General features: G+C 75.3%; 19 protein-coding genes. 9 read left to right on the top strand and 10 right to left on the bottom strand.

The annotated features are described in order from the left end of the window. Window positions 1-8: 8 nt before the first annotated feature. Window positions 9-992, bottom strand: coding sequence for a winged helix-turn-helix domain-containing protein (locus DMB38_RS34955; protein ID WP_125938551.1), 984 nt, complete (start codon window positions 990-992; stop codon window positions 9-11). A gap of 178 nt (window positions 993-1170) precedes the next feature. Between DMB38_RS34955 and DMB38_RS34950 the strand changes: the two genes are divergently transcribed. Together DMB38_RS34950 and DMB38_RS34945 are read left to right on the top strand one after the other, a co-directional pair. After that, the gene (locus DMB38_RS34950; RefSeq protein WP_047019475.1) at window positions 1171-2163 is read left to right on the top strand and encodes an esterase family protein; all 993 of its coding nucleotides are present in this window, start codon (window positions 1171-1173) and stop codon (window positions 2161-2163) included. 84 nt (window positions 2164-2247) lie between these two features. Then, on the top strand, window positions 2248-2997 hold the full coding sequence (locus DMB38_RS34945; RefSeq protein WP_125938550.1) for a C39 family peptidase: 750 nt from the start codon (window positions 2248-2250) through the stop codon (window positions 2995-2997). Between the two features lie 54 nt (window positions 2998-3051). Here the strand turns inward: DMB38_RS34945 and DMB38_RS34940 are convergent, their stop codons facing one another. Further along, entirely contained in the window at window positions 3052-4515 is a 1464-nt protein-coding gene (locus DMB38_RS34940; protein WP_125938549.1) for a glycoside hydrolase family 47 protein, read from the bottom strand. A 253-nt stretch (window positions 4516-4768) separates the two neighbouring features. On the opposite strand from DMB38_RS34940, the gene DMB38_RS34935 reads away from it, so the two are divergent. Further along, a complete protein-coding gene (locus tag DMB38_RS34935; RefSeq protein WP_125938548.1) occupies window positions 4769-6055 on the top strand; it encodes a low temperature requirement protein A in 1287 nt (428 codons plus the stop codon). Here DMB38_RS34935 and DMB38_RS34930 read toward each other — a convergent pair. Together DMB38_RS34930 and murA are read right to left on the bottom strand one after the other, a co-directional pair. Then, entirely contained in the window at window positions 6030-6248 is a 219-nt protein-coding gene (locus DMB38_RS34930; protein WP_047019472.1) for a hypothetical protein, read from the bottom strand. The two genes, DMB38_RS34935 and DMB38_RS34930, sit on opposite strands and share 26 nt — an antisense overlap. A 132-nt stretch (window positions 6249-6380) precedes the next feature. After that, entirely contained in the window at window positions 6381-7688 is a 1308-nt protein-coding gene (murA, locus tag DMB38_RS34925; protein WP_047019471.1) for a UDP-N-acetylglucosamine 1-carboxyvinyltransferase, read from the bottom strand. 186 nt (window positions 7689-7874) lie between these two features. Here murA and DMB38_RS34920 point away from each other — a divergent pair, with 186 nt between their 5' ends. The 3 genes from DMB38_RS34920 to DMB38_RS34910 all read left to right on the top strand — a co-directional run bounded on the left by DMB38_RS34920 (window position 7875) and on the right by DMB38_RS34910 (window position 11588). Then, complete coding sequence (locus tag DMB38_RS34920) at window positions 7875-10172, top strand: LuxR C-terminal-related transcriptional regulator (protein WP_125938547.1); 2298 nt, start codon at window positions 7875-7877, stop codon at window positions 10170-10172. 44 nt (window positions 10173-10216) lie between these two features. Further along, complete coding sequence (locus DMB38_RS34915; RefSeq protein WP_125938546.1) at window positions 10217-10618, top strand: GNAT family N-acetyltransferase; 402 nt, start codon at window positions 10217-10219, stop codon at window positions 10616-10618. Window positions 10619-10808: 190 nt separating this feature from the next. Beyond that, window positions 10809-11588, top strand: coding sequence for an NPP1 family protein (locus DMB38_RS34910; protein ID WP_125938545.1), 780 nt, complete (start codon window positions 10809-10811; stop codon window positions 11586-11588). 22 nt (window positions 11589-11610) lie between these two features. On the opposite strand, the gene DMB38_RS34905 is transcribed toward DMB38_RS34910, so the two are convergent. The 3 genes from DMB38_RS34905 to DMB38_RS34895 form a co-directional block, all read right to left on the bottom strand. Further along, window positions 11611-12399 (bottom strand): hypothetical protein, encoded by a 789-nt coding sequence (locus DMB38_RS34905; RefSeq protein WP_125938544.1) that lies wholly within the window; start codon window positions 12397-12399, stop codon window positions 11611-11613. A 91-nt stretch (window positions 12400-12490) separates the two neighbouring features. Continuing rightward, window positions 12491-13858, bottom strand: coding sequence for a serine/threonine-protein kinase (locus DMB38_RS37615; RefSeq protein ID WP_164716171.1), 1368 nt, complete (start codon window positions 13856-13858; stop codon window positions 12491-12493). Beyond that, window positions 13845-16025 carry a serine/threonine-protein kinase gene (locus DMB38_RS34895; RefSeq protein ID WP_125938542.1) on the bottom strand — a complete coding sequence of 727 codons (2181 nt, stop codon included), beginning with the start codon at window positions 16023-16025 and terminating at the stop codon, window positions 13845-13847. Before DMB38_RS34895 ends, DMB38_RS37615 begins: the two co-directional genes overlap by 14 nt. A 188-nt stretch (window positions 16026-16213) precedes the next feature. Between DMB38_RS34895 and DMB38_RS34890 the strand changes: the two genes are divergently transcribed. Together DMB38_RS34890 and DMB38_RS34885 are read left to right on the top strand one after the other, a co-directional pair. Continuing rightward, complete coding sequence (locus DMB38_RS34890) at window positions 16214-16702, top strand: glutathione peroxidase (protein ID WP_125938541.1); 489 nt, start codon at window positions 16214-16216, stop codon at window positions 16700-16702. A gap of 98 nt (window positions 16703-16800) precedes the next feature. Continuing rightward, on the top strand, window positions 16801-18261 hold the full coding sequence (locus DMB38_RS34885) for a hypothetical protein (RefSeq protein ID WP_125938540.1): 1461 nt from the start codon (window positions 16801-16803) through the stop codon (window positions 18259-18261). A gap of 12 nt (window positions 18262-18273) precedes the next feature. Here DMB38_RS34885 and DMB38_RS34880 read toward each other — a convergent pair whose 3' ends face one another. After that, window positions 18274-19491, bottom strand: a complete 1218-nt coding sequence (locus tag DMB38_RS34880) for an MFS transporter (protein ID WP_125938539.1) — start codon at window positions 19489-19491, stop codon at window positions 18274-18276. Continuing rightward, complete coding sequence (locus DMB38_RS34875; RefSeq protein WP_125938538.1) at window positions 19488-20747, bottom strand: ATP-grasp domain-containing protein; 1260 nt, start codon at window positions 20745-20747, stop codon at window positions 19488-19490. Before DMB38_RS34875 ends, DMB38_RS34880 begins: the two co-directional genes overlap by 4 nt. Before the next feature lie 99 nt (window positions 20748-20846). Between DMB38_RS34875 and DMB38_RS34870 the strand changes: the two genes are divergently transcribed. Further along, window positions 20847-21791, top strand: a complete 945-nt coding sequence (locus tag DMB38_RS34870) for a WYL domain-containing protein (protein WP_125938537.1) — start codon at window positions 20847-20849, stop codon at window positions 21789-21791. Window positions 21792-21797: 6 nt separating this feature from the next. On the opposite strand, the gene DMB38_RS34865 is transcribed toward DMB38_RS34870, so the two are convergent. Then, on the bottom strand, window positions 21798-22010 hold the full coding sequence (locus DMB38_RS34865; RefSeq protein ID WP_125938536.1) for a hypothetical protein: 213 nt from the start codon (window positions 22008-22010) through the stop codon (window positions 21798-21800). Window positions 22011-22031 lie beyond the last annotated feature (21 nt).

Here is a 22031-nt window from a genome sequence, read left to right as displayed (position 1 = left end):
TGAAGGAGTCAGCGGCCGAGGAGGTGCCGGCCGCGGCCCGTCAGCCGGTGCACGACGTGCGCGCCCGCGCGCTCGCTGCGCACCAGCCCGGCGCCGCGCAGCACCGTCAGATGGCCGCTGACGGTCGACGCCGGCATGCCGAGGCGGGCGGCGACCGACCCGGTGGTGGCGGTGGCGGCCAGCGCGTCGAGCACCCGGGCGCGGGCCGTGCCGAGCAGCGCGGCGAGCGCGGGCGGCGGCCGCCCGGGTACCGGTCCCGCCGGGTGGCGGCGTACCGGATAGACCACCACCGGCGGCAGGCTGGGGTCGGCGATCGCGATCGGCGCGGTGTGGCAGAAGAAGGAGGGGATGAGCCGGACGCCCCGGCCGCGCAGCCGCAGGTCGTAGTCGACCGGGTACGGCGCGGTCAGCACCCCGCCGCGCCACCGGAACGGCCGCAGCGTGCCCAGCACCGCGGGCATCCCGCCGTCGAGCGCGGCCATCCGCCACTCGCGGTCCGCGGCGATGGTGGCCTCCACCTCGCTCCACTCCGGCACGATGAGCCGCGCGTGGAACCGCCGTACGGCGTCCGCGACCCGGCCGAGCTGCGCCCGGTCCCCCGCCGCGAGCCGCCGGGTCCACGCGGGCAGCGGCCGGTGCCTGGCGGCTTCGCGCAGCTCGCGGGCGAGCCGCCGGCCGGGCGTGGCGAGCAGCGTCTCCAGCGCCGCGGACAGGCCCTCCTCGGACTCGACCGGGGTGAGGAAGTCGGGGAAGTACGGGGCGTCGGCGGGTGCCAGGTCGCGCAGCAGCCGGCAGGCGGCGCGCAGTTCGCCGCCGTGCAGCCGCGCCGCCGCGCGCCGCCGCCACGGCCGCAGCCGGGCGGGCAGCCGGGCCGGGGGCGTGCTGAGCACGTGCAGCCCGAGGATCGCCTCCCACATGGGGTCGGCGGTCCCGGTCAACTGCACGTGCCGGAAGTCCCGGTCGCCGAAGTGGATGCGGAGCGTGCCGGCCATACCGTCACGCTAGGGCCCCGGACGCCCGGCGCGCCGTGGGCTTTTCGACCGAGCCGGAAATGCCCCGCCCGCCACGACCCGGGCCGCCGCCTACGATCCCTGGCCTGACACGGGAGCGCACGGGCCGGGACCGGCGGACCCCGGCCCGGCGCCACGAACCGACACGGCCCAGGAGGTCATGGTGAGCGAAACCCGTCCCACCCGCCGGCGCGTGCTCAGGGCCGCGGGCGGCCTCACGGCGGCGGTGGCCGCCGGCGGCGCCGGCGTCCTCGGCGCGGCGGCGCCCGCCGGCGCCGCGAACGACGGCTTCGGCCTGCGGATCACCGACCGCAACGAGTCCGACCCGCGCATGTGGTACTACCGCTTCGCGACCGACGCGATCGGCTGGGACCCGGGCGTCAACGTCCTGCTCCCCGACGGCTACCACGACAGCGGGCTCCGCTACCCGGTGCTCTACCTGCTGCACGGCGGCGGCACCGACGCGGACTTCATCCAGTTCGACCGGCTCGGCATCCGGGCACTCACCGCCGGCAGGCGCGTCATCGTCGTGATGCCGGACGGCGGCCACGCCGGCTGGTACTCCAACCCCGTCTCGTCCAACGCCGGGCCGCGGAACTGGGAGACGTTCCACATCGCCCAGTTGCTGCCGTGGATCGACGCCAACTTCCGTACGTACGCGGAGTACGACGGGCGCGCGGTCGGCGGGTTCTCGATGGGCGGCTTCGGCGCCCTGAAGTACGCGGCCAAGTACTACGGGCACTTCGCCTCGGTCAGCTCCCACTCGGGTCCCGCGAGCCTGCGCCGGGACGCCGGGCTCGTGGTGCACTGGGCGAACGTGTCGTCGGCCGCCGTGGAACTCGCGGGCGGCACGGTCTACGGCGCGCCGCTGTGGAACGAGGCGCGGGTGAGCGCCGACAATCCGATGGAGCGCCTCGGCAGCTATCGCAACAAGCGGGTGTTCCTGGTCGCGGGCACCAGCCCCGACCCGGTGAACTGGTTCGACACCGCCAACGAGACGCAGGTCCTGGCCGGCCAGCGGGAGTTCCGCGGCGCCCTCGCCGGCGCCGGCATCCCGCACGAGTGGCGCGAGGAGCCCGGCGGGCACGTCTTCCGCCCGGAGATCTTCCGCCAGGACCTCGACGGCATCATCGCCCGGCTGCGCAAGGCGTAGCGGCCGGATCCGGTACGGGCACGTCCGCGCCCGTACGCCCCCATGCCCCCGACACCCCCACGACCCCCCACTCCAGGAGACCCGATGCGTCAGCACCGCACTCCGCACGCTCCGCGCTCCCGCCTCGTCCCGACCGCCATCGCCACCGCGCTCGCGGCCACCGCCGCCTGCGCCGTCCTCGCCGCCCCGGCCACCGCCGCACCGGGCCCCGGCCCCACCGTGGCGTCCGTGCTGGAGCACGGCACCGCCTCCGGCACCGCCGTCGTCAGCGGGCAGAACCGCCCCGGCACCCGGCTGCACGTCGACGGCGAAAGGACCGCGGCCGCCCGTACGCTGGACGTCGACTACCAGGTCCAGGAGACCGGTTACTGGTGCGGCCCGGCCGCCACCCGCATCGCGCTGTCGGCGCGCATGGCCCCGCCCAGCCAGGGCGCGCTGGCGGCCCAGCTCGGCACTACCGAGGCCGGGACCGACCATATCGGCCAGGTCACCGGCGTGCTCAACGCCAACCTCGGCACCGGCTGGTACGAGACCAAGGAGATGCCGAACGACCCGCCCACGCAGGCCCAGCGCGACCTGCTGTGGCGGGACGTCGTGCTCGACGTCGACAACGGCTACCCCGTCGTCGCGAACATCGTCGCCCCGCCCGGCAACCAGCCGCCCGGCTACCCGCCGGACCAGACGATTTACCACTACTTCACGGTGATCGGCTACGACGACGCCCAGCGCACCGTCCTCATCGCCGACCCGGCGTCCTTCGGCGGCAACCAGATCTACTGGCTCTCCTTCGACCAGCTCGCCACGCTCATCCCGCCGAAGGGCTACGCCGCCTGACGCCCCGCCGGGTGCGCCGGGGCCCGTCCGCGGGAGGGCGGGCCCCGGCGGCTCTCAGAGGCGGCGGGGCAGGCCGCGAAGGATCTTGCCCTCGGTCGACAGCACGTAGTCGCTGCCGTCGAAGCGGCGGGTGCGCGCGAACATCAGGTACAGGTACTTGAAGTTCTCCGCGAAGGCGTAGGCGGGAAAGAGGTCGCCCTGGCGCATCGGGGAGGTCGTCACGTCCTCCAGGATCGTGTACCCGCCGGGGACCCGGGCGTGGGCCTTCATGCCCTCGAAGTACTGCCACGCGGTGCGGCGGTAGAAGTCGTCCTTCGTCAGCCAGTACAGGTCGAAGGCGCCGTTGACGTACTCGGGCCGGAACTGGTTGCCGCGCGAGGTCGGGGTCATGGTGCCGTAGTCGATCTCCTCGGGCAGTACGGGCCAGCGCTGCAGGACCGACTCCCACGAGCGGTGGTAGCGCTCGCCCAGGCGCCGGTCGCCGCCCTTGGCGACCAGGCCGCCCCAGAACGACGCCAGCTCGGACTGGCGGCGCCCGGTGGTCTCGCCGGTGGCGAAGTCGACCTGGCGGTACCAGACATGGCCGTCCCACTCCTCCACCAGGTGCTCGGTCATGGCGCCGTTGAGCAGCCGCCACCAGCGCAGGCAGTCCCGGTCCCCGAAGAGCTCCCAGGCGCCCCAGAGATACTCGTAGAAGGAGTCGACGGGCGGGTTGGGGCCCTGGTCGGTCGGGTCGGTCCAGCGGCCGGTCTCGACGTCGAGCCGGGTGCCGAGGAGGTCGAGCGAGGAGCGCCGGTCCAGCACCGCGCGGTAGGCGCGCTTGGCCGCCTCGTAGTACTTGCCGTCGCCCGTGAGCTTCGAGAGCATCCCGAACTCCAGGATGTTCGTGCCGATCTCGGCGAGCGGCGGGGTGGTGCCGTGCACCTCACCGGTGCGCAGGTTGGCGCGGGTGTACGGCATGCCGGTGGGCGACTTGGTGAACGCCGGCAGCAGCCGGTCGGTGAAGTCGACGCAGAGGTCGAGCAGCGACCGCCGGCCGGTGACGAGATGGCCGGCGAGCAGCCCGCCGACGACGCGGATGATGGCCTCGAAGACGTGGAAGTCGGCGTCGATGTCGAAGTCGAGGTTCTGCTCCAGCCAGTCGGCGGCCTCCGTCAGGTCGTCGTCCAGCTCCATCACGTACAGGGTGTCCAGCGCCTCGATCACGGAGAGGCCCACGGGGTGGCCCGCGGCGAAGAACTCGTTCCAGGTGCCGGAGACGGGCCGTACCTCGTCGTGGCCCCAGGCGGCGGCGCGGTAGCCGTTCCAGGCGTGCAGGAACTCGGCGCGGATCTCGCCCGCGGCCTGCGGCCCCGCGGGTACGCGCACGGCGGCCGCGGGGTGCGCGGCGGATCCCGGCAGGGCCCACGCGGGCGCGGCCTGCGCCAGGGCGCCGGCGCCTGCGGCGGACGCCGCGGCGGCGGCTGCCAGCAGCCGGCGGCGGGAGAGAGGGGTGCGGTGGTGTGCGGCGGTGCCCATCGATGCTGCCCCTTCGCGGTGTGGACGCGCCCCCCGACGCGCCTGACATCGTTGTCACGTGCGGTCGTGAATCGAGGCTAGCGGGGCTCGGGGCGGTGTCAATGGTGCCCGCGGAGTGTCGCGTTGCCCGCGGGACGGGTTCGCCGCGGGCGCCGGGTGCGCCGCGCGGTCCGTACGGCAGCGGGCGTACGCGCCCACGGCAGCCCGCGCGAGTCCCCGCGGCGGGCCCCTTCCCATGGGGCATCATCGCGCCATGACCGACTCCGCAGCCGCCGCGGGCGGCGGGCGGGTGGCGCACGGCCGGGTGCCGATGACGGGCCGCGACCCCGGGGAGCGCGACCGGGCCGTCACCCCGCTGGAGCTGCTCTTCGACCTGACGTTCGTGGTCGCCGTCGGCACCGCCGCGTCGTTCCTCGCCGAGATGGCCGCCGGCGACCACGCCTGGCGGGCGGTGGTCGCGTTCACCCTGGCGATGTTCGCCATCAGCATCGCGTGGATCAGCTTCAGTTGGTTCGCGTCCGCGTTCGGCACCGACGACTGGCTCTTCCGGTCGCTGACGATGCTCCAGATGATCGGCGTCGTCATCTTCGCCCTCGGTCTCCCGGCGATGTTCCACTCCGTCGACAAGGGCCACCACCTGGAGATCCGCGCGATCGTCATCGGCTACGTCGTGATGCGGATCGCCATGGTCGCGCAGTGGTGGCGGGCCGCGCGGGAGTCGCCCGAGTACCACGACGTGTGCATGGCCAACATCCGCTGGACCGTGATCGCCCAGGCCGGCTGGCTCGTGGTGGGGTTCACCAGGCTGTCGTTCGCGCTGGTGATCGTCGCCTACGCGGTGTTCACCGCGCTGGAGCTGCTGCTGCCGGTGTTCACCCAGGGCGGCGCGGGCGGAACCCCCTGGCACCCGCACCACGTCGCCGAGCGCTACAGCCTCTTCGCCATCATCACCCTAGGCGAGGGCGTCGTCGGCACCGTCGCCTCCTCCGGCGGCCTCCTCGGCGGCCCGGACGGCACCGAGTGGACCGCGAACGCCGTGGCCGTCGTCGTCGCCGGCGTCGGGCTCACCTTCGGCATGTGGTGGGTGTACTTCACCACGCCCTTCGGCGACATCCTGGTGCACCGGCGCGCCCGCGGGTACCTCTTCGGGTACGGGCACATCCCCGTCTTCGCCGGCATCGCGGGCGCCGGCGCAGGGCTGCACGTGGCCGGGCTGTACCTGGAGCACCACGCCGCGATCGGCAAGACGGCCGTGGTGCTCTCCCTCGCGCTGCCCGTCGGCCTCTTCCTGCTCGTCGTCTACGCGCTGCACACCCTGCTGCTGTCCGCCAGGGACCGCTTCCACGCGCTGCTGATCTCGCTCACGCTCGCCGTGCTGGGCGCGGCCGTGCTGCTCTCCCTCGCCGGGACGCCGGTCGCGGTGTGCCTGCTCGTCGTGATACTCGCCCCGTTCGTCACCGTCGTCGGCTACGAGACGGTCGGCCACCGGCACCAGCAGCGGATGCTGGCGGCGCTCAGAGCCCGCCGTTCCCCGTCGTGAGGAGGAACTTGCCCACCGCCACCAGCAGCCCGAAGAACACCGCGACGCCGATCAGCACCACGGATAGGCCGCGCGCCGCACGCTGCGAGCGCCCCGACAGCCGCCGCGGCGAGTCGGCGGCCTGCCGGAAGCCCGCGGCCACCACCCCGGCCCCGCCCAGCAGCACGGCGGCCGCCACCCACCACCACTCCACGTCAGTCCCCTCCCGGATCCCGTCCCCGAACACGCTCCCGCCCCGGCCCCGCGAGCCGCGGGTTTCCGTACGCCGGGAGCGGGCATCCCCCGGTGCGCCGCCTCCCGCGGCCGCCCCTGCTCCTCGCCGCCGCTACACCTCGACGCTGCGCAGTTCCAGGCCGAGCGCGCGGAACTGCTCGACGGGCCGGTGGTAGCCGCGCTCGATGTGGTGCACCCCGCGCAGCGTCGAGCCGCCCGTGGCGACCGCCGCGGCCAGCACGGCGGAGAACCCGGCGCGGATGTCGGGCATCGTGACGTCACCGCCGCGCAGGCCGCTGACGCCGCGCACGACGGCGGAGTGCAGCGCGCCCGTGTCGTGGTAGCGGCAGGCGGGGCCGCCCAGGCAGGTGTCGTACACCTCGATCTCGGCGCCCATGCCCTGCAGCGCGGAGACGTACGCCAGCCGGTTCTCGTACACCGTCTCGTGCAGCACCGACATCCCCTCGGCCTGCGTGAAGAGCACCATCAGCGGCGTCTGCCAGTCGGTGGCGAAGCCCGGGTGGGTGTCGGTCTGCACGGCCGCGGCGCGCAGCGTCCGCGGGGCCGAGGCCGTGATCCACTCGTCGGTGATCTCGAACCGGGCGCCCATCCGCGCCAGCGTGGTGATCGGCGTCACCAGCCGGTCCTGCGGGCAGCCGTGCACCCGCACCTCTCCCCCGGTGACGAGCCCGGCGACCAGGTAGGAGAACGCCTCGATCCGGTCGCCGCCGAGCCGGGTGGTGGCGCCGCCGAGCGCGTCGACGCCCTCGACGACGATGCGGCGGTCCGGGTAGAGGGAGATCCGCGCGCCCATGCGCTGCAGGAAGAGCGCCAGCTCGACGATCTCCGGCTCGGTCGCGGCATTGCGGATGACGGTGCGGCCCTCGGCCCGTACGGCGGTCAGCAGCACCGTCTCGGTGGCGCCGACGCTGGGGTACGGCAGGTCGATGCGGGTGCCCCGCAGCCGGGCGGCGCGGGCGTGGATACCGTCCTCGGCCAGTTCCACCTCGGCGCCGAAGCGGCGCAGCGCGTCGAGGTGGAAGTCGACCGGGCGGCGGCCGATGGGATCGCCGCCGACCATCGGCACGAACGCCTCGCCGGTCAGGTGCAGCAGCGGCCCGAGCAGCAGGATCGGGATCCGGTTGAGGCCGGTGAACGCCTTGTCGACGCTCGGGTCCGCCACCGGCGCCGGCACGACGGTGACCTCGCCGTCGGTGCGCTCGACCTTCATGCCCACGTGCTCCAGCATCCGGGCGGTGATGCCGACCTCGCCGACGTCGGGCGCGTTGCGTATGGTGCTCGGCCCGGAGCCGAGCATCGCGGCCACCATGTGCTTGCTCACCGCGTTCTTCGCCCCGCGCACGGTGACGTCACCGCGGAGTGGTCCGGACGGCTCGATCTGCCACAGCTTCCCATTCACCCGTGCAGCCTAGACCCCGCGCTCCCCGCCCCCCTCCCCCGGCCCCGCACCGGCTCCTTACCAGCTTCCGGCAGCACCTTCATCCCGAACGGGTGAGGGCGGCCGTACGGCCTGCACGCTCTGCAGTGATCTGCGTACGCTGTGGTGGGATCGCGACCGACGTGGACGGACTGCCCCGGGGGTGCCATGGGATTCGGCTTCGGCCAGCGGCGCGGCGGCGAACTCCCGGTGGAGCTCACCGGCTTCGTCGGCAGGACGGAGGAGATCGCCCTGATCCGTGCCGAGTTGGCGCGGTCGCGGCTCGTCACGCTGGCCGGCCCCGGCGGGGTCGGCAAGAGCCGGACGGCGATGCGCGCCGCCGCCGGGCTCACCGCCCGCTTCCCCGACGGCGTGTGGCTGGCGGAGCTGTCGGGGCTGCGCGATCCCGAGCTGCTGCTCACCTCGCTCGCCGCGGTGCTGGAGCTGCCGGAGCAGCCGGGCATGGGCACGCTGGACGCGATGGTGGCGCATCTGCGCGAGCGGCGGCTGCTGATCGTCCTCGACACCTGCGAGCACCTGCTGGACGCCTGCGCGATGCTCTCCGACGTGCTGCTGCGCGAGGCCCCCGGCGTCAGCGTGCTGGCCACCAGCCGGCAGCCGCTCGACGTGCCGGGCGAGCGCTGCCTGACGATAGCGCCGCTGGGCCCCGCCGACTCGCTGGAGCTGTTCGTGCAGCGCGCGGCGTCCGTGGTGCCGGGCTTCGCGGTCACCGACGCCAACCGCGAGCAGTTGCTCGCGCTCGTCGGCCGGCTCGACGGCATGCCGCTGGCGCTGGAGCTGGCCGCGGTGCGGCTGCGGGCGGTGCCGCTCGCGGAGCTGGCCGGCCGGCTCGACCGCCGCTTCGAGGTGCTGACCGGCGGCCGGCGCACCGCCCACAACCGGCACCAGACGCTCCGTACCGCCATCGGCTGGTCCCACGAGCTGTGCACCCCGCACGAGCGGCTGCTGTGGGCCCGGCTGTCGGTCTTCGCCGGCTCCTTCGACGTCTCGGCCGCCGAGCGGGTGTGCGCGGGCGGCAAGCTGGCGCGCGAGGACGTGCTGCCGGCGCTGATCGGGCTCGTCGACAAGTCCGTGGTGCAGCGCACCGGTGAGGACGGCGACCGCTACCGGCTGCTGGACTCCATCCGCGAGTACGGCGCCGACTGGCTGGCCCGCGCCGGTGACGTCGAGGCGGTGCGCGAGCGGCACCTGGCATCCATGCGGGAGCTGGGGCAGCGCTTCTGGGACGAGCTGCTGACCCCCGCGCAGCTCGGGCTGCACGCGGCCGTACGGGACCGGATCGCGGACATCCGGCTGGCCATGGCCTACGCGTACGACACCCCCGAGCGGGCCCGCGACGGCCTGTGGCTGGCGGCGCAGCTCGCGCCGTACTGGCGCGCCGCGGGCACCCTGTCCGAGGGCCGGCACTGGATCGACAAGGGGCTCGACCTGGCCCCCGCGGTCTGCGAGGAGCGGGCCTGGGGCCTGCTGATGACCGGGATCTTCGGGATCTGGACGGCCGACCTGCCGACGGCGGCGGAGCGCTTCCCGCTGGCGCGGGACGCCGCGCGGCAGGCGGGGACGGAGCGCGTCGGCCGGTTCGCCGACGCGTATCTGGGGGCGCTGACGGCCCTGGAGGGAGAGGTCGACGAGGGCCTGGCGGCGCTGGCCGCGGCGCGGCGGCGGATCGTGGCGGCCCAGGACGGCCTGGGGATGGGGGTCGTGCACTACGAGGAGGCGCTGCTGCGTGCCGTGCTGGGCGACACCGGCGAGGCGCTGCGGCTCTGCGAGGCGGGCCTCGGGTATCTGGAGGGCACCGGCGACCGCCAGTTGTTCGCCTCCACGCTGGTGGTCCAGGGCGCCATCCAGTGGCTCGCCGGGGAGCGCGAGACGAGTCTGGAGCCGCTGCACCGGGGGCTGGAGGCGGCAGGCGAGATCGGCGAGGCGCTGATCGTGGCGCTGGCGTGCCTGGCGCTGTCCTGGCACGCCGCCCGCGAGGAGCGGTACGTCAGGGCCGCCTGGCTGCTGGGCTACGCGGAGAACACCCGGCGGCTCAGCGGCGACCCGGTGAGCATGCTGCCGTCGCTGCTGGAGGAGCAGAAGTCGGTGGAGAAGGCGGCGGCGGAGGCGCTGGGCGCCGAGGAGTTCGGCAGGTGGCGCGGGCACGGGGCGCGGATGCCGGGGGCGGCGGTCCTCGCGGCGGTGCGGGCGGACGCGGACGAGCCGCCCGGCGGCGGCGCGGCCCCCGCGGCGACGGCGCTTCCGGAGGCGGACGGCAGGAGCGCGGCGCCCGCCCTCACGCGGCGGGAGCGCGAGGTGGCCGCGCTGGTCGCGCAGGGACTGTCCAACCGGGAGGTCGCGGAGGAACTGGTGATCTCCAAGCGGACCGCGGACGCGCACGTGGAGCACATCTTCGCCAAGCTGGGGATCACCTCGCGCCGCGAGATCCCCGCCGTCCTGGAGTAGTTGCCGCTCCCCCGGCTTCGCCCCCGCGCCCGTACGCTCGGCCCATGACGATCACGTACGAGTGGCGCGGCGAGTTCGGCAACGCCGACGTCAACGTCCTGCACGCCGAGGGCTTCCACCACCGGGTCCTGGACATCGACTGGCGCGCGCAACTGGAGCGGCACAGCCTCGGCTGGGTGTGCGCCCGCGACGGCGGCGCGCTCGTCGGCTTCGTCAACGTCGCCTGGGACGGCGGCGTGCACGCCTTCGTCCTGGACACCGTCGTGCCCGCGGCGCGGCGGCGCGAGGGCATCGGCGTCGCCCTGGTCGCGGCGGCGGTGGCCGGTGCCCGCGCGGCCGGGTGCGAGTGGCTGCACGTCGACTTCGACGACGAGTTGCGCCCGTTCTACGTCGACGGGTGCGGCTTCGAGCCGACGCCGGCGGGCCTCATCCCGCTGACCGGCTGACCCGGCCGACCGGCCGGCCGGCCCGCGCGCACCGCGGCGACGGCGCGGCGCCACCGCGCGGCCACCGGCTCTTCGCCCGATCGCCGCGTCACATGTCGCCCATGGGCGGCTTTGCGCCGTTGCCCGGCCGGTGACCGGGGTCGGAGGATGACGGTCGTCGGGGCTCCACGAAGCCGCCTGGGGAGGCCGCATGAGGTCGAGCAGCCGGATCCGCCGCGTATCCGCCGTCCTGGGCGGCGCGTTCGCGCTCGTCGTCGCCTTACCGCACGCCGCCTCCGCGGCGTCCGCCGCCCCGCCGCAGGCGCTGCCGGCCAACGCGGACGGCCTGGAGCAGACCTTCCAGCCCGCGTACGACTACGACACCGACGGCTGCTATCCCACCCCGGCCATCGGCCCCGACGGCACGGTCAACCCGGGGCTGGAGCCGGGCGGCGCGCTCGACGGCGGCTGCCGCGACGCCGCGGACCTGGACAACACCAACGGCTACTCGCGCGCGAAGTGCAACAACGGCTGGTGCGCCGTGGTCTACGGCCTGTACTTCGAGAAGGACCAGGCCCTGCCGGGCACCGGTCTCTTCGGGCACCGGCACGACTGGGAGCACGTGGTGGTGTGGATCCGGGACGACCAGGCGCAGTACGTCTCGACCTCCGCGCACGGCGACTTCGACACCTACCCGCGCGACCAGATCCGGTGGGACGGCACCCACCCGAAGGTTGTCTACCACAAGGACGGCGTCGGCACCCACGCCTTCCGCCCCGCCACCGGCAACGACGAGCCGCCGGAGAACCACCACGGCGGCTGGCAGTTCCCCGACCTGGTGGGCTGGAACGGCTATCCCGCGGGGCTGCGCGAGAAGCTCTCCACGACGGACTTCGGCAGCGCCAACTTCGGCCTCAAGGACTCCTCCTTCGTCTCCCACCTGGAGAAGGCCCTGCCCGCGGGCATCCCCTTCGACCCCGGAGCCCCCTGACCCGCCCGCCGGACGCGCGGGTTCACGACCCCAGCAGCGACAGGTCCTCCTTCTTGATCGTCGCGGTCTCCAGCAGGTCGGTGATGAGGTTGTGGTTGAGCGCGTTGCCCACCGGCGGCGGCACCTCCTTCGCCAGCAGCCCCTGCACCCCCTTGCGGCTGAGCTTCCGCCGCACGCCCGAGACGATGTGCGCGGTCGTCTTCTCCGTCCAGTTGCGGTGCGGTTCGCGCCGCTTCAGCTCGTCCGCGACCTGGGCCCAGGTCAGCGGCTGCGGCTGCGGGTCGCCCTGCAGATAGCGCTGGGCGAGGCAGACGATCACGAGCCGCTCGTCGTCCTCGAGTTCGCGCTCGTCGCTCAGGGTCGACTCCTCCTGCACGGTCGTTCCCCCGGCCCCACCGCCGGGCCTGGCCGCGGAGATCCGTACCTCCAGCAGGTGGTCCTGGCGGGGCGAGACGACGAACAGCGGGGTGTAGCCGGCGGGCAGGAACGCCTGGTCACCGCGGTGCACCAGCCGGGAGTCGGGCAAACGGATGGGCCGCTTCCCGGTGTTGGTGAGGACCCAGCGCGCGTACTGGCGGGTCAGGATCCCCTGCCGGCGGCTGACGTGCTGGTCCCCGCCGCCGACGCAGACGTGCACCTCAGGCTCGTTGCGCCCGAACACCACCGTGAAGTCCGCGTCGGGCGCCACGCTCATCCCGCCGTTCGCACCGAGCACGAAGAGCGTCTCCGGCTGCGGCGGCACGTCGGCGGGCGGCAGCCCGCGGCTGAGGCTGCCGACTTCCTTCGGCAGCAGAATGATCTTGCTCGCCATGACGGGTACCCCCTTCTCCGGGTGACTGCGCCTCACGGTAACCATGCCCGCCCCGGAGGGGTCCCGAGCCCGGGAGACTAGTGCACGGGCTCTAGGCGTTCGAGTCGGCGGGCGGGGCGCTCCAGGCGGTTTCGCCGCCGGCCTGGAGGCTGTACGGGCCGGGGCCGCGCATGGCGGCGGGGAGGCCGGGGTCCGGCGAGCGCTGGGACATCCTCCTCACGCCGTCGACGTGGATCTCGTAGGCGACCTCGCCGTAGTGGGACAGGTCGATGCTCCAGGCGGCCTTGCCCTTCTCCCGGGGGACCTCGACGGTCTTCCGCCAGGGCAGCTTGACGTCCTTGAGCGTGACGGGCTCGCGGTTGACGGCGTACGTCATCTCCTCGACGGGCCCGTCGCCGGTGAGGGCGATCTCGACCGGCACCGGCTCGGGCGGCGGCGGCGCGGGTTCGGGTTTCCGTGCGGGCGGGGCGGAGTTCTCCGCCGCCGGGCGGGCGTTGTCCCGCGCCCCCGGCTCCGGGTCGTCCTCGCGGAGGCTGAGCAGGGCGACGGCCCCGGCACCGGCAGCGAGGGCCGCTGCGCCGCCGAGGAGCAGGCGGCGGCGCGGGGAACCGGTCGGTGCCAGCGGCGGGTTGGCGGCCTCGCCGGCGTGCGCGTCGATCGCCGCGAGGACCGGCGCGGGCAGCCAGGCGGCGCCGGGCGGCGGGGCGCCGGGGTCCGCGGCCGCGGCGAGGCGGTCACCGAGCGCGGCGGGCGTGGGGCGTTCCGCCGGGTCCAGGCGGCGGCAGTCGGCGATCAGTTCGCGCAGGGCGGCGTCGTCCCCGGGGCCGGGCGGGCCGGCGGTGTCGGTGTCGCCGCGGGCGTAGGCGTAGGCGAGGGTGGAGCCGAGCGAGTACACGTCGGTGGCCGGTCCGGCCACGGCCCCCGCGACCTGCTCGGGCGACATGAAGCCGGGGGTGCCGGCGAGCTCCGCGGGCTGCGCCGCGGCGGCGATGCCGAAGTCGACGAGCTTGGGCCCGTCGGCGGTGAGCAGCACGTTGGCGGGCTTGACGTCGCGGTGGACGACTCCGGCGCGGTGCACCGCGGCCAGCGCCTCCGCGAGCCCGGCGGCCAGCCGGCGTACCGAGTGGGCGGGCAGCGGCCCGAACCGCTCCACCGCCTCGTGCAGCGATACGGACGGCACGAACTCCGTCGCCATCCACGGCAACCGGCCGCCGGGGTCGGCGGCGACGACCGGCGGGCTGTGCACGCCGCCCGCGGCGGTGGTGGCCGCGACCTCCCGGACGAAGTGGTCCCGCGCCTCGGGACGTCCGGCCCGTTCGGCGTGCACGACCTTCACGGCGACCAGCCGCCCGCCGCGGGAGCGGCCGAGATAGACGACGGCGGTGGCGCCGGTGCCCAGCCGCGCCAGGATGCGGTGCCCTCCCAGGGAGCGGGGGTCGTCGGGCTCAAGGGGCTCCACTCGTGCCTCCGTTCGGCCGGCGTGCGGTGGGGGGTCTGAGTGCCTGTACGTACCCGTCGGGGAGACCGGCGAAGACCAGCCCGGCCGGGCCGGCGGCCACGGCGTGGACGTACTCGGCGCCGCCGTACGTCCACAGGACGTCTCCGCCGGCCGGGTCCAGAGCGTACAGCCGCGGACGGCCGCCCGTGGTGGCGTCTTCCGCAACGGTCCCCCAGACGTGCACGGCACCGCCGGCGAGGCCGGCGAACTCCACCCCCGGCAGCGACCAGCCGGACTCTCCGGAGTCCGCGTGGCACGCGTGGAAGCGGCGGTCCTCGGTGAGGTAGAGCATGCCGTCGCCGGCGGCGTGGACGGTGCTGGGGTACACGAGTTCCTTCTCCCAGACGACGGCTCCGTCCGCCGCTGCGAGGGCGACGAGGCGGAGGTAGGCGTCGCAGACGAAGACGAGGCCGTCCGCGGCGAGCACGGCGGTGGAGTTCTCGGCCGGGTGGCTCCAGCGCTTCCCGCCGCCGGCGGCGTCGAGCGCGTGGACCTCCTCGCCGTCGTCGGCGACCACGAACCCGGAGCCGGTGGCGAAGGAGAAGGCGGTGGTCCCGCCGGACCAGCGCTCGTCGCCGCTGCGGCTGTCCAGCGCGACGATGCCCCCGGTGGCGACGTAGGTGAGGCCGTCGGCGGCGGCCACGGCGTGGAAGATGCCGAACTCCGCGGCGTACGTCCAGCGTTCGCCGCCCGAGGCGGGGTCGAGGGCCAGGACGCGCTGGGTCCCGGCCCCCTGCGGACCGACGAGGTAGGCGGCGCCGTCGCCGGTGGTGAACTCGCCGTCGCCGCCGGAGCCCCAGCGGCGGTGCCACGCCTCGTCGCCGGTACGGGGATCGAGGGCCTGCACGCCGCCCTTCTCGCCGCCGTGGGCGAACACCACGCCGCCGGCGGCGTGGAGCCCGGTGAGGCTCTCACCGCGGTAGCGGGCCCGTACCCGCCAGACCTCCGCCGCCTCGGCGGGCGGCGCGGCCCGGGCACCGGAGTCCGTGCGCGGGCGGCGGCGGCCTCCCGCAGGCGGGGAGTCGTCGAACGCGTCCAGCAGCGGGCGGGCGAGGGCCCCCGCTCCGGCGACGCCCGCGGCGGTCAGCGCGACGAGCAGCGCGCGGCGGCGGGGCCGCGGCGCGCCGCGGGCTTCGCCCTCCTCCCCCGACTCCCCCGCTTCCCCCGTGCCGGTCGCGGCCGTCTCGGCGAACGGGTCCGCGGTCGCCTCCCCGGGCCGTACCGACCCGGCCTCGCCTCCTCCCGGCCACGGCGCGCGGGCGCTGCGGGCGTCGATCTCCTCGGCGAGCGCGGCGGGCAGCCAGCGCGTGCCGTGCACGCTCTCCGCGGGCTCCCCCAGCAGGTCGAGCAGCGCCGCCGCGGCCGGTCTGCGGCGCGGCTCCGCGCGCAGGCAGGCCGCGACGACGCTCCGCAGCCTGCGGTCCTGAACGCCCGCGAGGTCGGCCTGCCCGCGCTGGATGCGCTGCAGCGTGTCGATCCGGTTGCCCGCGTCGAACGGCGCCCTGCCCGCCGTCGCGTACGCGAGCACCGAGCCGAGGGCGAACACGTCGGCGGGCGGCCCGGCCCGGCCGCCGGCGGCCTGCTCCGGCGACATGTACCCGGGCGTGCCGATCAGCGCGCCGTCCTGTGTGAGGGTCGCGGAGTCCTCGGGGCGGGCGATGCCGAAGTCGATGACGCGCGGGCCGGCGGGCGTGAGCATGATGTTGCCGGGCTTGAAGTCGCGGTGCACGAGCCCGGCGCCGTGGATCCCGGCCAGCGCCTCCGCGAGCGCCGCGGCGAGCAGCCGCACCACGGCGGCGGGCAGCGCGCCGAAGGTCCCGACGGCCTCGTCCAGCGAGAGCCCCGGCAGGTAGGCGGTCGCCAGCCACGGCGGGTCCGCGTCCGGGTCGGCGTCGACGAGCGGCGCGGTGTAGGCGCCCGTGACCCTGCGGGCGGCGGCGACCTCGCGGCGGAAGCGGGCGCGGTAGCGGCCGTCGACGACCAGCCGGGGGCGTACGACCTTCACCGCGACGAGCGTCCCGGCGGGCGAGCGGCCGAGATAGACGACGCCCATCCCGCCGGCGCCGAGCCGCTTCAGCACGCGGTACCCGCCGATCTCCCGCGGGTCCCCGTGCTCCAGCTCCGCCAACGCGCCCCTCCCTTCCGCGCCATAACCGCCGTGACCAGTGCCGTACGCCGTGTGCGTGCCGTGCCGACCAGCCGAAGCGTAGGCCCACCGGGTCCCCTTCCGTTCATCCGCAGATGGCAGACTTGCGGCGGGTGCGGGTGAGTCCGTACCCGAGGCGATGACCGCACGCGGAGAGGACCTGCTTGCCCATGAGCGTCTACGACGTCGAGCTGCGCACCCTGGCCGGCGAACCCGCCTCGCTGGGGCGATTCCGGGGCACCGCGGTGCTCGCCGTCAACGTGGCGTCGAAGTGCGGTCTCACGCCCCAGTACGCGGGCCTGGAGAAGCTGCACGCGCAGTACGCGGCCCGCGGGTTCGCGGTCGCCGGGTTCCCGTGCAACCAGTTCGGCGGTCAGGAGCCGGGCACGGCCGAGGAGATCGCGACGTTCTGCTCGGCGACGTACGGCGTGACCTTCCCGATGTTCGAGAAGATCGAGGTGAACGGCCCGGACCGGCACCCCCTCTACCGGGAGCTGGTGCAGACGCCGGACGCGGACGGCACGGCGGGCGACATCCAGTGGAACTTCGAGAAGTTCCTGCTCGACCCGGAGGGCAGGCCGGTCGCCCGGTTCCGCCCGCAGACCACGCCGGACGACGCCGCGCTGATCGCGGCCGTCGAGGCCGTCCTGCCGCGCTGACGGAGCCTCCCGTACGCGGGCGGCGGATGCCAACGAACGTGCAACGATCGCCCGTTCGGCGGGCCGGCCGCCGTTCGCGCGCTGCGACAGTGGCGCACATGATCCGTCGCGCCACGCTCCCCGCGCTCGTCCTGTGCCCCCTGCTCGTCCTCACCGCCTGCGGTGAGGACGGCGCGGGCGGCGGGCCGTCCCCCACGGCGGACGGCGCGCCGGAGCCCGGCGTGCCCGCGCCCCCGGCCGCGAGCCGGGCCCCGGTGCCCGGCGACGGCTCGCAGGACCCCGACGACCTCAACGGCGACGGGCACCGCGACCTCCTCGTACCGGTCTTCCTCGGCGACGACCGGCAGACCGCAGAGGAGCGCGTCGCCGTCGTCTACGGCTCGGCGGACGGCCTGGACCCGGCGACCCGTACGGTCTACGGACGCCGCGACCTCGGCCTGCCCGCCCTGCCCGCCGGCTTCCCCAGGCCGGACGGCCTCCGCGCGGCCGACGTGACCACCGCCGACCTGGACGACGACGGCTTCCCCGACTTCGTGACGACGCCCTCCACCGAGACCGCCGAGCGGCAGGACCCGAGGGGGAATCCGCAGGCGCCGTACGTGAGCTTCGGTGGCCCGGAACAGCCCGCCGCGAAGCCCGAGGCGGTCCCGCTGCGGCTGCCGGGCGTGGCCGGCGTGGAGCCGGGCTCGCTGGTGCGCGGGGACTTCGACGCCGACGGCCACCACGATCTGGCGGTGCCGGAGCGGGCCACCCCGGGCGCCGCGAGACTGGTGGTGATGTACGGGCCGTTCAGCCGGGCGGGCGAGCCCGCACGCATCGACACGAGCCTGCCGTACGAGGAGGGCACCCTCTCCGCCGACGAGATCGACGCCACCGGCGAGCCGCGCGCGACCGCGCTGCTGCGCCAGGGGCTCGGCGACGGCGGGCAGGACCCGAACACGCTCTACCCGGCGCGCCCCGGCACCGGGCTCACCGGCGAGGTCCGCGAGCTGACCGCCGGCAGCGGCCACGCCTTCGGGGACTTCGACGGCGACGGAGAGCGCGACGTCGCCGTGGGCGACGACGGCGGCCGCAACAACGAGCCCGGCTACGAGACGGAGGCGCCGGAGGTCGACGGCAAGGCCACCCTCTACCCCGGCAGCGGCGACGAGCCCGCCGTCCTCGACCTGCCCGAGCCGCCGGCCGGCGAGGACTCGTACTACGGCCCCGGCGGCTTCGCCGCCGCCGACCCGGACGGCGACGGCCGCGACGCGCTGCTCGTCGCGACGTACGACGGCGCGGTGCTCCTCGACGGCGACGCGCGCACGCCCGTGCTGCGCGAGGGTCCGGCCCGGACCGCGGACGGCGAGCGGACGAAGGCGGAGGACCGCAACGCCCGGCCGGTGGGCGCCGCGGACTTCGACGGGGACGGCCGGGACGAGCTGATCCTCAACTGGGCGCCCGACCCCCTCTTCGCGCTGTACGGGGAGAAGCCCGCGTACTGGTGGATCACCGAGGGCGCGACGGACCACGACGCGGTGACGTTCGCCACGACGGAGTTCGCACCCCGCCGCTCCTGAAACCTGGGGGCGTCAGCCGGCCGGAGCGCGGCGGGGCGGCAGGCAGAGGTACGCGGACAGCACCCCGGCGGCGGCGACCAGGCTCCACAGCGTCCAGGGCCCGACGGCGTACGCGGCGCCGCCGAGGAGCGGCCCGGCACCGGTGCCCACGGTGTACGCGGCGCCGTGCAGGCCCTGGTAGCGGCCGGTCAGGTGCGGCGGGGTCAGGCTGCCGAGGTAGGCGTACGAGACCGAGCTGGTGATCATCTCCCCGCACGTCCACACCACGACCGTCGCCGCCAGCAGGGTCATGTCCGTCATCAGCCCGGTGAGCGCGAGCCCGGCGCCGACGAGGAGGTTCCCGGCGGCGAGGACGTGCTCCGGCCGGTAGCGGGCGACCGCGCCCGTCGCGGGCAGTTCCAGGGCGAGCACCAGCAGGCCGTTGAGCCCGATGAGGAGGCCGAAGTCGCGGGCGTCGAGCCCCGCGTCGGTGACGTGCAGGGGCAGGCCGACGGTGGACTGGATGTAGACGAACTCGGCGACCGCGGTCATCAGCAGGAAGCGCAGCAGGAGGCGGTCGGCGAGCGCCCGGCGGTATCCGGCGGCCCGTTCGGCCTGCTCTTCTTCCGCCGCCCGCGGGCGGGGCGCGTCGCGCAGCAGCACCGCCACGAGCACGCCGAAGAGCAGGGAGGCGGCGGCGTTGGCGAGGAAGAGCTGCGTGTACGAGACGCCGGCCAGCACGCCGCCGGCGACCCCGCCGAGCGCGGCGCCGGTGTTCATCGCGGCCCGGAACACGCCGAAGGCGGCGAGGCGCTGCCGGTCGGTCGTCACCGAGTCGAGCAGCGCCGCGGCGGCGGCCGGACGGTAGACGTGCGACGTGACGCCGATGAGACCGACGACGGCGACGATGGCGGACAGCGGCCCGAGGTACGGTACGGCGGCCGTCAGCCCCGCGGTGGTGACGCCGGAGAGCGCGATGGTCCAGCGGCGGCCGAGGGTGTCGGCCAGGTAGCCGCCGAGGGTGTTGCCGAGCACGTTGCCGAGGCCGGAGACGCCGAGCACGAGGCCCGCGGCGCCGGCGGAGTGACCGCGCCCGGTGAGGTAGAGCACGATGAACACGGGCAGGAAGTTGCCGACCCGGTTGACCAGGATGCCGAGGCTCACGATCCACACCCGTCCTGGCAGACCGCGCAGGGCGTCGCGGAACCGCTGCTCGGCGGCGTCCGGAAGGCCCGGCCGGGCGGCGGTCACGGGGCGGGCTCGGTGCGTATCCGGACCGCGGCGGCCAGGCGGCGGGCGTGGGCGGCGGCCTCGGCGGCGGTGGCGCCGCGGGCGAGGACGTGGCCGGCCTTGTCCTCGTTCCAGGTGAGCGGGGACACCACGGCTCCGGGCCGCACGCCGAGCCGGAGTTCGACGCAGGCGGGGTCGGCACGTACCTCGTCGGCGCCCGTCACCGCCACGACGCGGCCGGGTTCCGGCGTGAGGAACCGTACGGCCGCACCGCCCCGCGGCTCGGGCGCCGCGGTCAGCGGCGGCAGGACGCCGAGCCCGGCGGCCAGGGCGTGGCTCTCCATGTCGACGCCGTAGGCGATCTCGGTCAGCTCGTTGATGCGGTCCCCGCCGACGCGGTTGTGGGACTCGACGATCCGCGGGCCGCGGGAGGTGAGCTTGACCTCGGTGTGCCCGGGGCCGTTGCGCAGCCCGACGGCGTCGAGGAAGTCCGCGACCAGCCGCGTGACGTCGCGCAGCGTGCCGGGCGCGACCGCGCTGGGCTGCGCGTGGCCGATCTCCACGAAGCCGGCGCCGCCCGTCTCCTTGTCGGTCACCGCGACCACCACGTGCCGGCCGTCGAAGCTCAGGGTCTCCACGCTGATCTCCGGTCCGTCCAGGTACTCCTCCATGAGGAACTCCTCGAAGGAGCCGGCGTCGGAGAGGTCCCGCGCGGTCCACGCGCCGTCGAGCGCCCGGAAGCGGTCGGCGACGGTGTCCGCCGCGGCCCGGTCCCGTACGTGGAACACGCCCAGGCTGCCGGACTCGCGGACCGGCTTGACGATGACCGGCAGCCCGTGGGCCGCGGTGAACTCCCGGACGTCCGCCGCCGACCGGCCGACCGCCGCGGCCACCGGGCTGACGCCGTGCTCGGCCAGGCGCCGGCGCATCCGCCCCTTGTCGAGCAGCAGTTCCACGGTCTCGACAGACTCGCCGCCCAGCCCGAGCGCCTCGTTGATCCGGGCCGCGGGCAGCAGCCCCAGCTCGAAGAGCGACACCGCCGCCCGTACCGGATACGCCGCGTGCAGCGCCCGCACGAGCGGCAGGAGCCGGCCGGTGTCGGCGTAGTCGAGCAGCAGCGCCTGGTCGACGTACGGCCAGTGGCCGCTGCCGTACGCGTCGGGGTACTGGACGTGCACGACGTCCAGGCCGAGCGCCCGGGCCTTGCGCACCTGCGCGAGCCTGCCGCCGACGACGAGCACGCGCGGGCGTGCGGCGGCGGACCGGGAGATGTCCATGATCGTTTCCCTGCTTCCTGGGGTGGGACGCCCGACACGCTACGACCGGTTCCGGACAATCCACTTCCGGAATATCCCACGGCCGCCTAACCTGCCCGGATGCCGACCGACCTCAGCCCCACCGCGCGGGCCCTGCGCACGATGGAGCTCCTCCGGGCCCGCCCCGGCGTGACCGCGGACGAACTCGCCGCCGAGCTGGGCGTCACCGAGCGGGCGGCGCGCCGGTACGTCGGGATCCTCCGGGAGGCGGGCGTCCCGGTGGAGTCGGCCCGCGGCCCGTACGGCGGCTACCGGCTGGGGCGCGGCGCGCGGCTGCCGCCGGTGGTCTTCACCGAGGCCCAGGCCCTGGCGCTGGTCATGGCGGCGCTGGACGACGCGGACGAGCTGGTGGGCAAGGCACTGGACAAGGTGATCCGGGTGCTGCCGGAGAGCGTCGGCCGGCAGGCGGCGACGCTGCGGGACCACGCCGCTGCCGCCCCCGACCCGAACTCGGCCCGCCCCGACCCGGCGACGACCGGCGCGCTGGTCGCGGCGTGCGCGGAGCGGACGAGCGTGCGGGTGACGTACCGCAGCGAGTCGGGGCGGGAGTCGGAGGGGCTGGTCGACCCGTGGGCGGTGGTCGTACGCCACGGGCGCTGGTACCTGCTGTGCCGCTCCCACCGCGCGGACGCCATCCGCACGTATCGCGTCGACCGCATCGGCGAGGTCCGCCGGACGACCCGCGCGTTCGCCCCGCCCGACGGCCTCGATGCGGTCGCGGTACTGGAGGAGAACCTCGGCGCGGGCTGGGAGTACCCGACCCGGGTGGCGTTCGACGCCCCGGCGGCGGAGGTCGCGCGCTGGGTACGGCCGCCGATGGGCCGCCTGAAGGCGGCCGGCGACGGCTGCGTGCTGGTCGGCAGCACGAGCGCGCCGACGATGTACGCGCGGGACTGGCTGGCCCGGATGCCGTTCGCGTTCCGCGTCGAGGGCGGCCCGGAGCTGCGCGCGGCGGTCGCGGCGCTGGCGGCGCGGCTGACGGCGGCGGTGGAACCGGAGGCGTAGCGGGAGTCACGTCAGCGCGCCGGCGACGAGGGCGAGCAGCGCGGTCGCCACGGTGAGGGTCGCGCCGAAGGCGGCACCGGCGCGCAGCAGGGCGGCGGGAGCGGAGGCGCCGTCCCAGCGGGCGAGCACCCCGGTGGCGACGCCGGCCAGGAGGGCGAGCAGGCCGGCGACGAGCAGGGCGAGCGCGAGGATCGTGAGCGTGGTCGGCGATGCGGGCATGTGTCTGTCCCCTTCCGGCGA

This window comes from Streptomyces sp. WAC 06738, from assembly GCF_003945505.1.
Lineage (GTDB): Bacteria > Actinomycetota > Actinomycetes > Streptomycetales > Streptomycetaceae > Streptomyces.
This window is presented reverse-complemented; position numbering and strand designations above follow the sequence as displayed.

Coding starts and splice junctions, on each gene's coding strand:
- DMB38_RS34910 (WP_125938545.1), top strand. CDS start 10,809: ATGAGGTCGAGCAGCCGGATCCGCCGCGTATCCGCCGTCCTGGGCGGC.
- DMB38_RS34920 (WP_125938547.1), top strand. CDS start 7,875: ATGGGATTCGGCTTCGGCCAGCGGCGCGGCGGCGAACTCCCGGTGGAG.
- DMB38_RS34945 (WP_125938550.1), top strand. CDS start 2,248: ATGCGTCAGCACCGCACTCCGCACGCTCCGCGCTCCCGCCTCGTCCCG.
- DMB38_RS34870 (WP_125938537.1), top strand. CDS start 20,847: ATGCCGACCGACCTCAGCCCCACCGCGCGGGCCCTGCGCACGATGGAG.
- DMB38_RS34935 (WP_125938548.1), top strand. CDS start 4,769: ATGACCGACTCCGCAGCCGCCGCGGGCGGCGGGCGGGTGGCGCACGGC.
- DMB38_RS34950 (WP_047019475.1), top strand. CDS start 1,171: ATGGTGAGCGAAACCCGTCCCACCCGCCGGCGCGTGCTCAGGGCCGCG.
- DMB38_RS34885 (WP_125938540.1), top strand. CDS start 16,801: ATGATCCGTCGCGCCACGCTCCCCGCGCTCGTCCTGTGCCCCCTGCTC.
- DMB38_RS34865 (WP_125938536.1), bottom strand. CDS start 22,010: ATGCCCGCATCGCCGACCACGCTCACGATCCTCGCGCTCGCCCTGCTC.
- DMB38_RS34905 (WP_125938544.1), bottom strand. CDS start 12,399: ATGGCGAGCAAGATCATTCTGCTGCCGAAGGAAGTCGGCAGCCTCAGC.
- DMB38_RS34915 (WP_125938546.1), top strand. CDS start 10,217: ATGACGATCACGTACGAGTGGCGCGGCGAGTTCGGCAACGCCGACGTC.
- DMB38_RS34875 (WP_125938538.1), bottom strand. CDS start 20,747: ATGGACATCTCCCGGTCCGCCGCCGCACGCCCGCGCGTGCTCGTCGTC.
- DMB38_RS34955 (WP_125938551.1), bottom strand. CDS start 992: ATGGCCGGCACGCTCCGCATCCACTTCGGCGACCGGGACTTCCGGCAC.
- DMB38_RS34940 (WP_125938549.1), bottom strand. CDS start 4,515: ATGGGCACCGCCGCACACCACCGCACCCCTCTCTCCCGCCGCCGGCTG.
- DMB38_RS34890 (WP_125938541.1), top strand. CDS start 16,214: ATGAGCGTCTACGACGTCGAGCTGCGCACCCTGGCCGGCGAACCCGCC.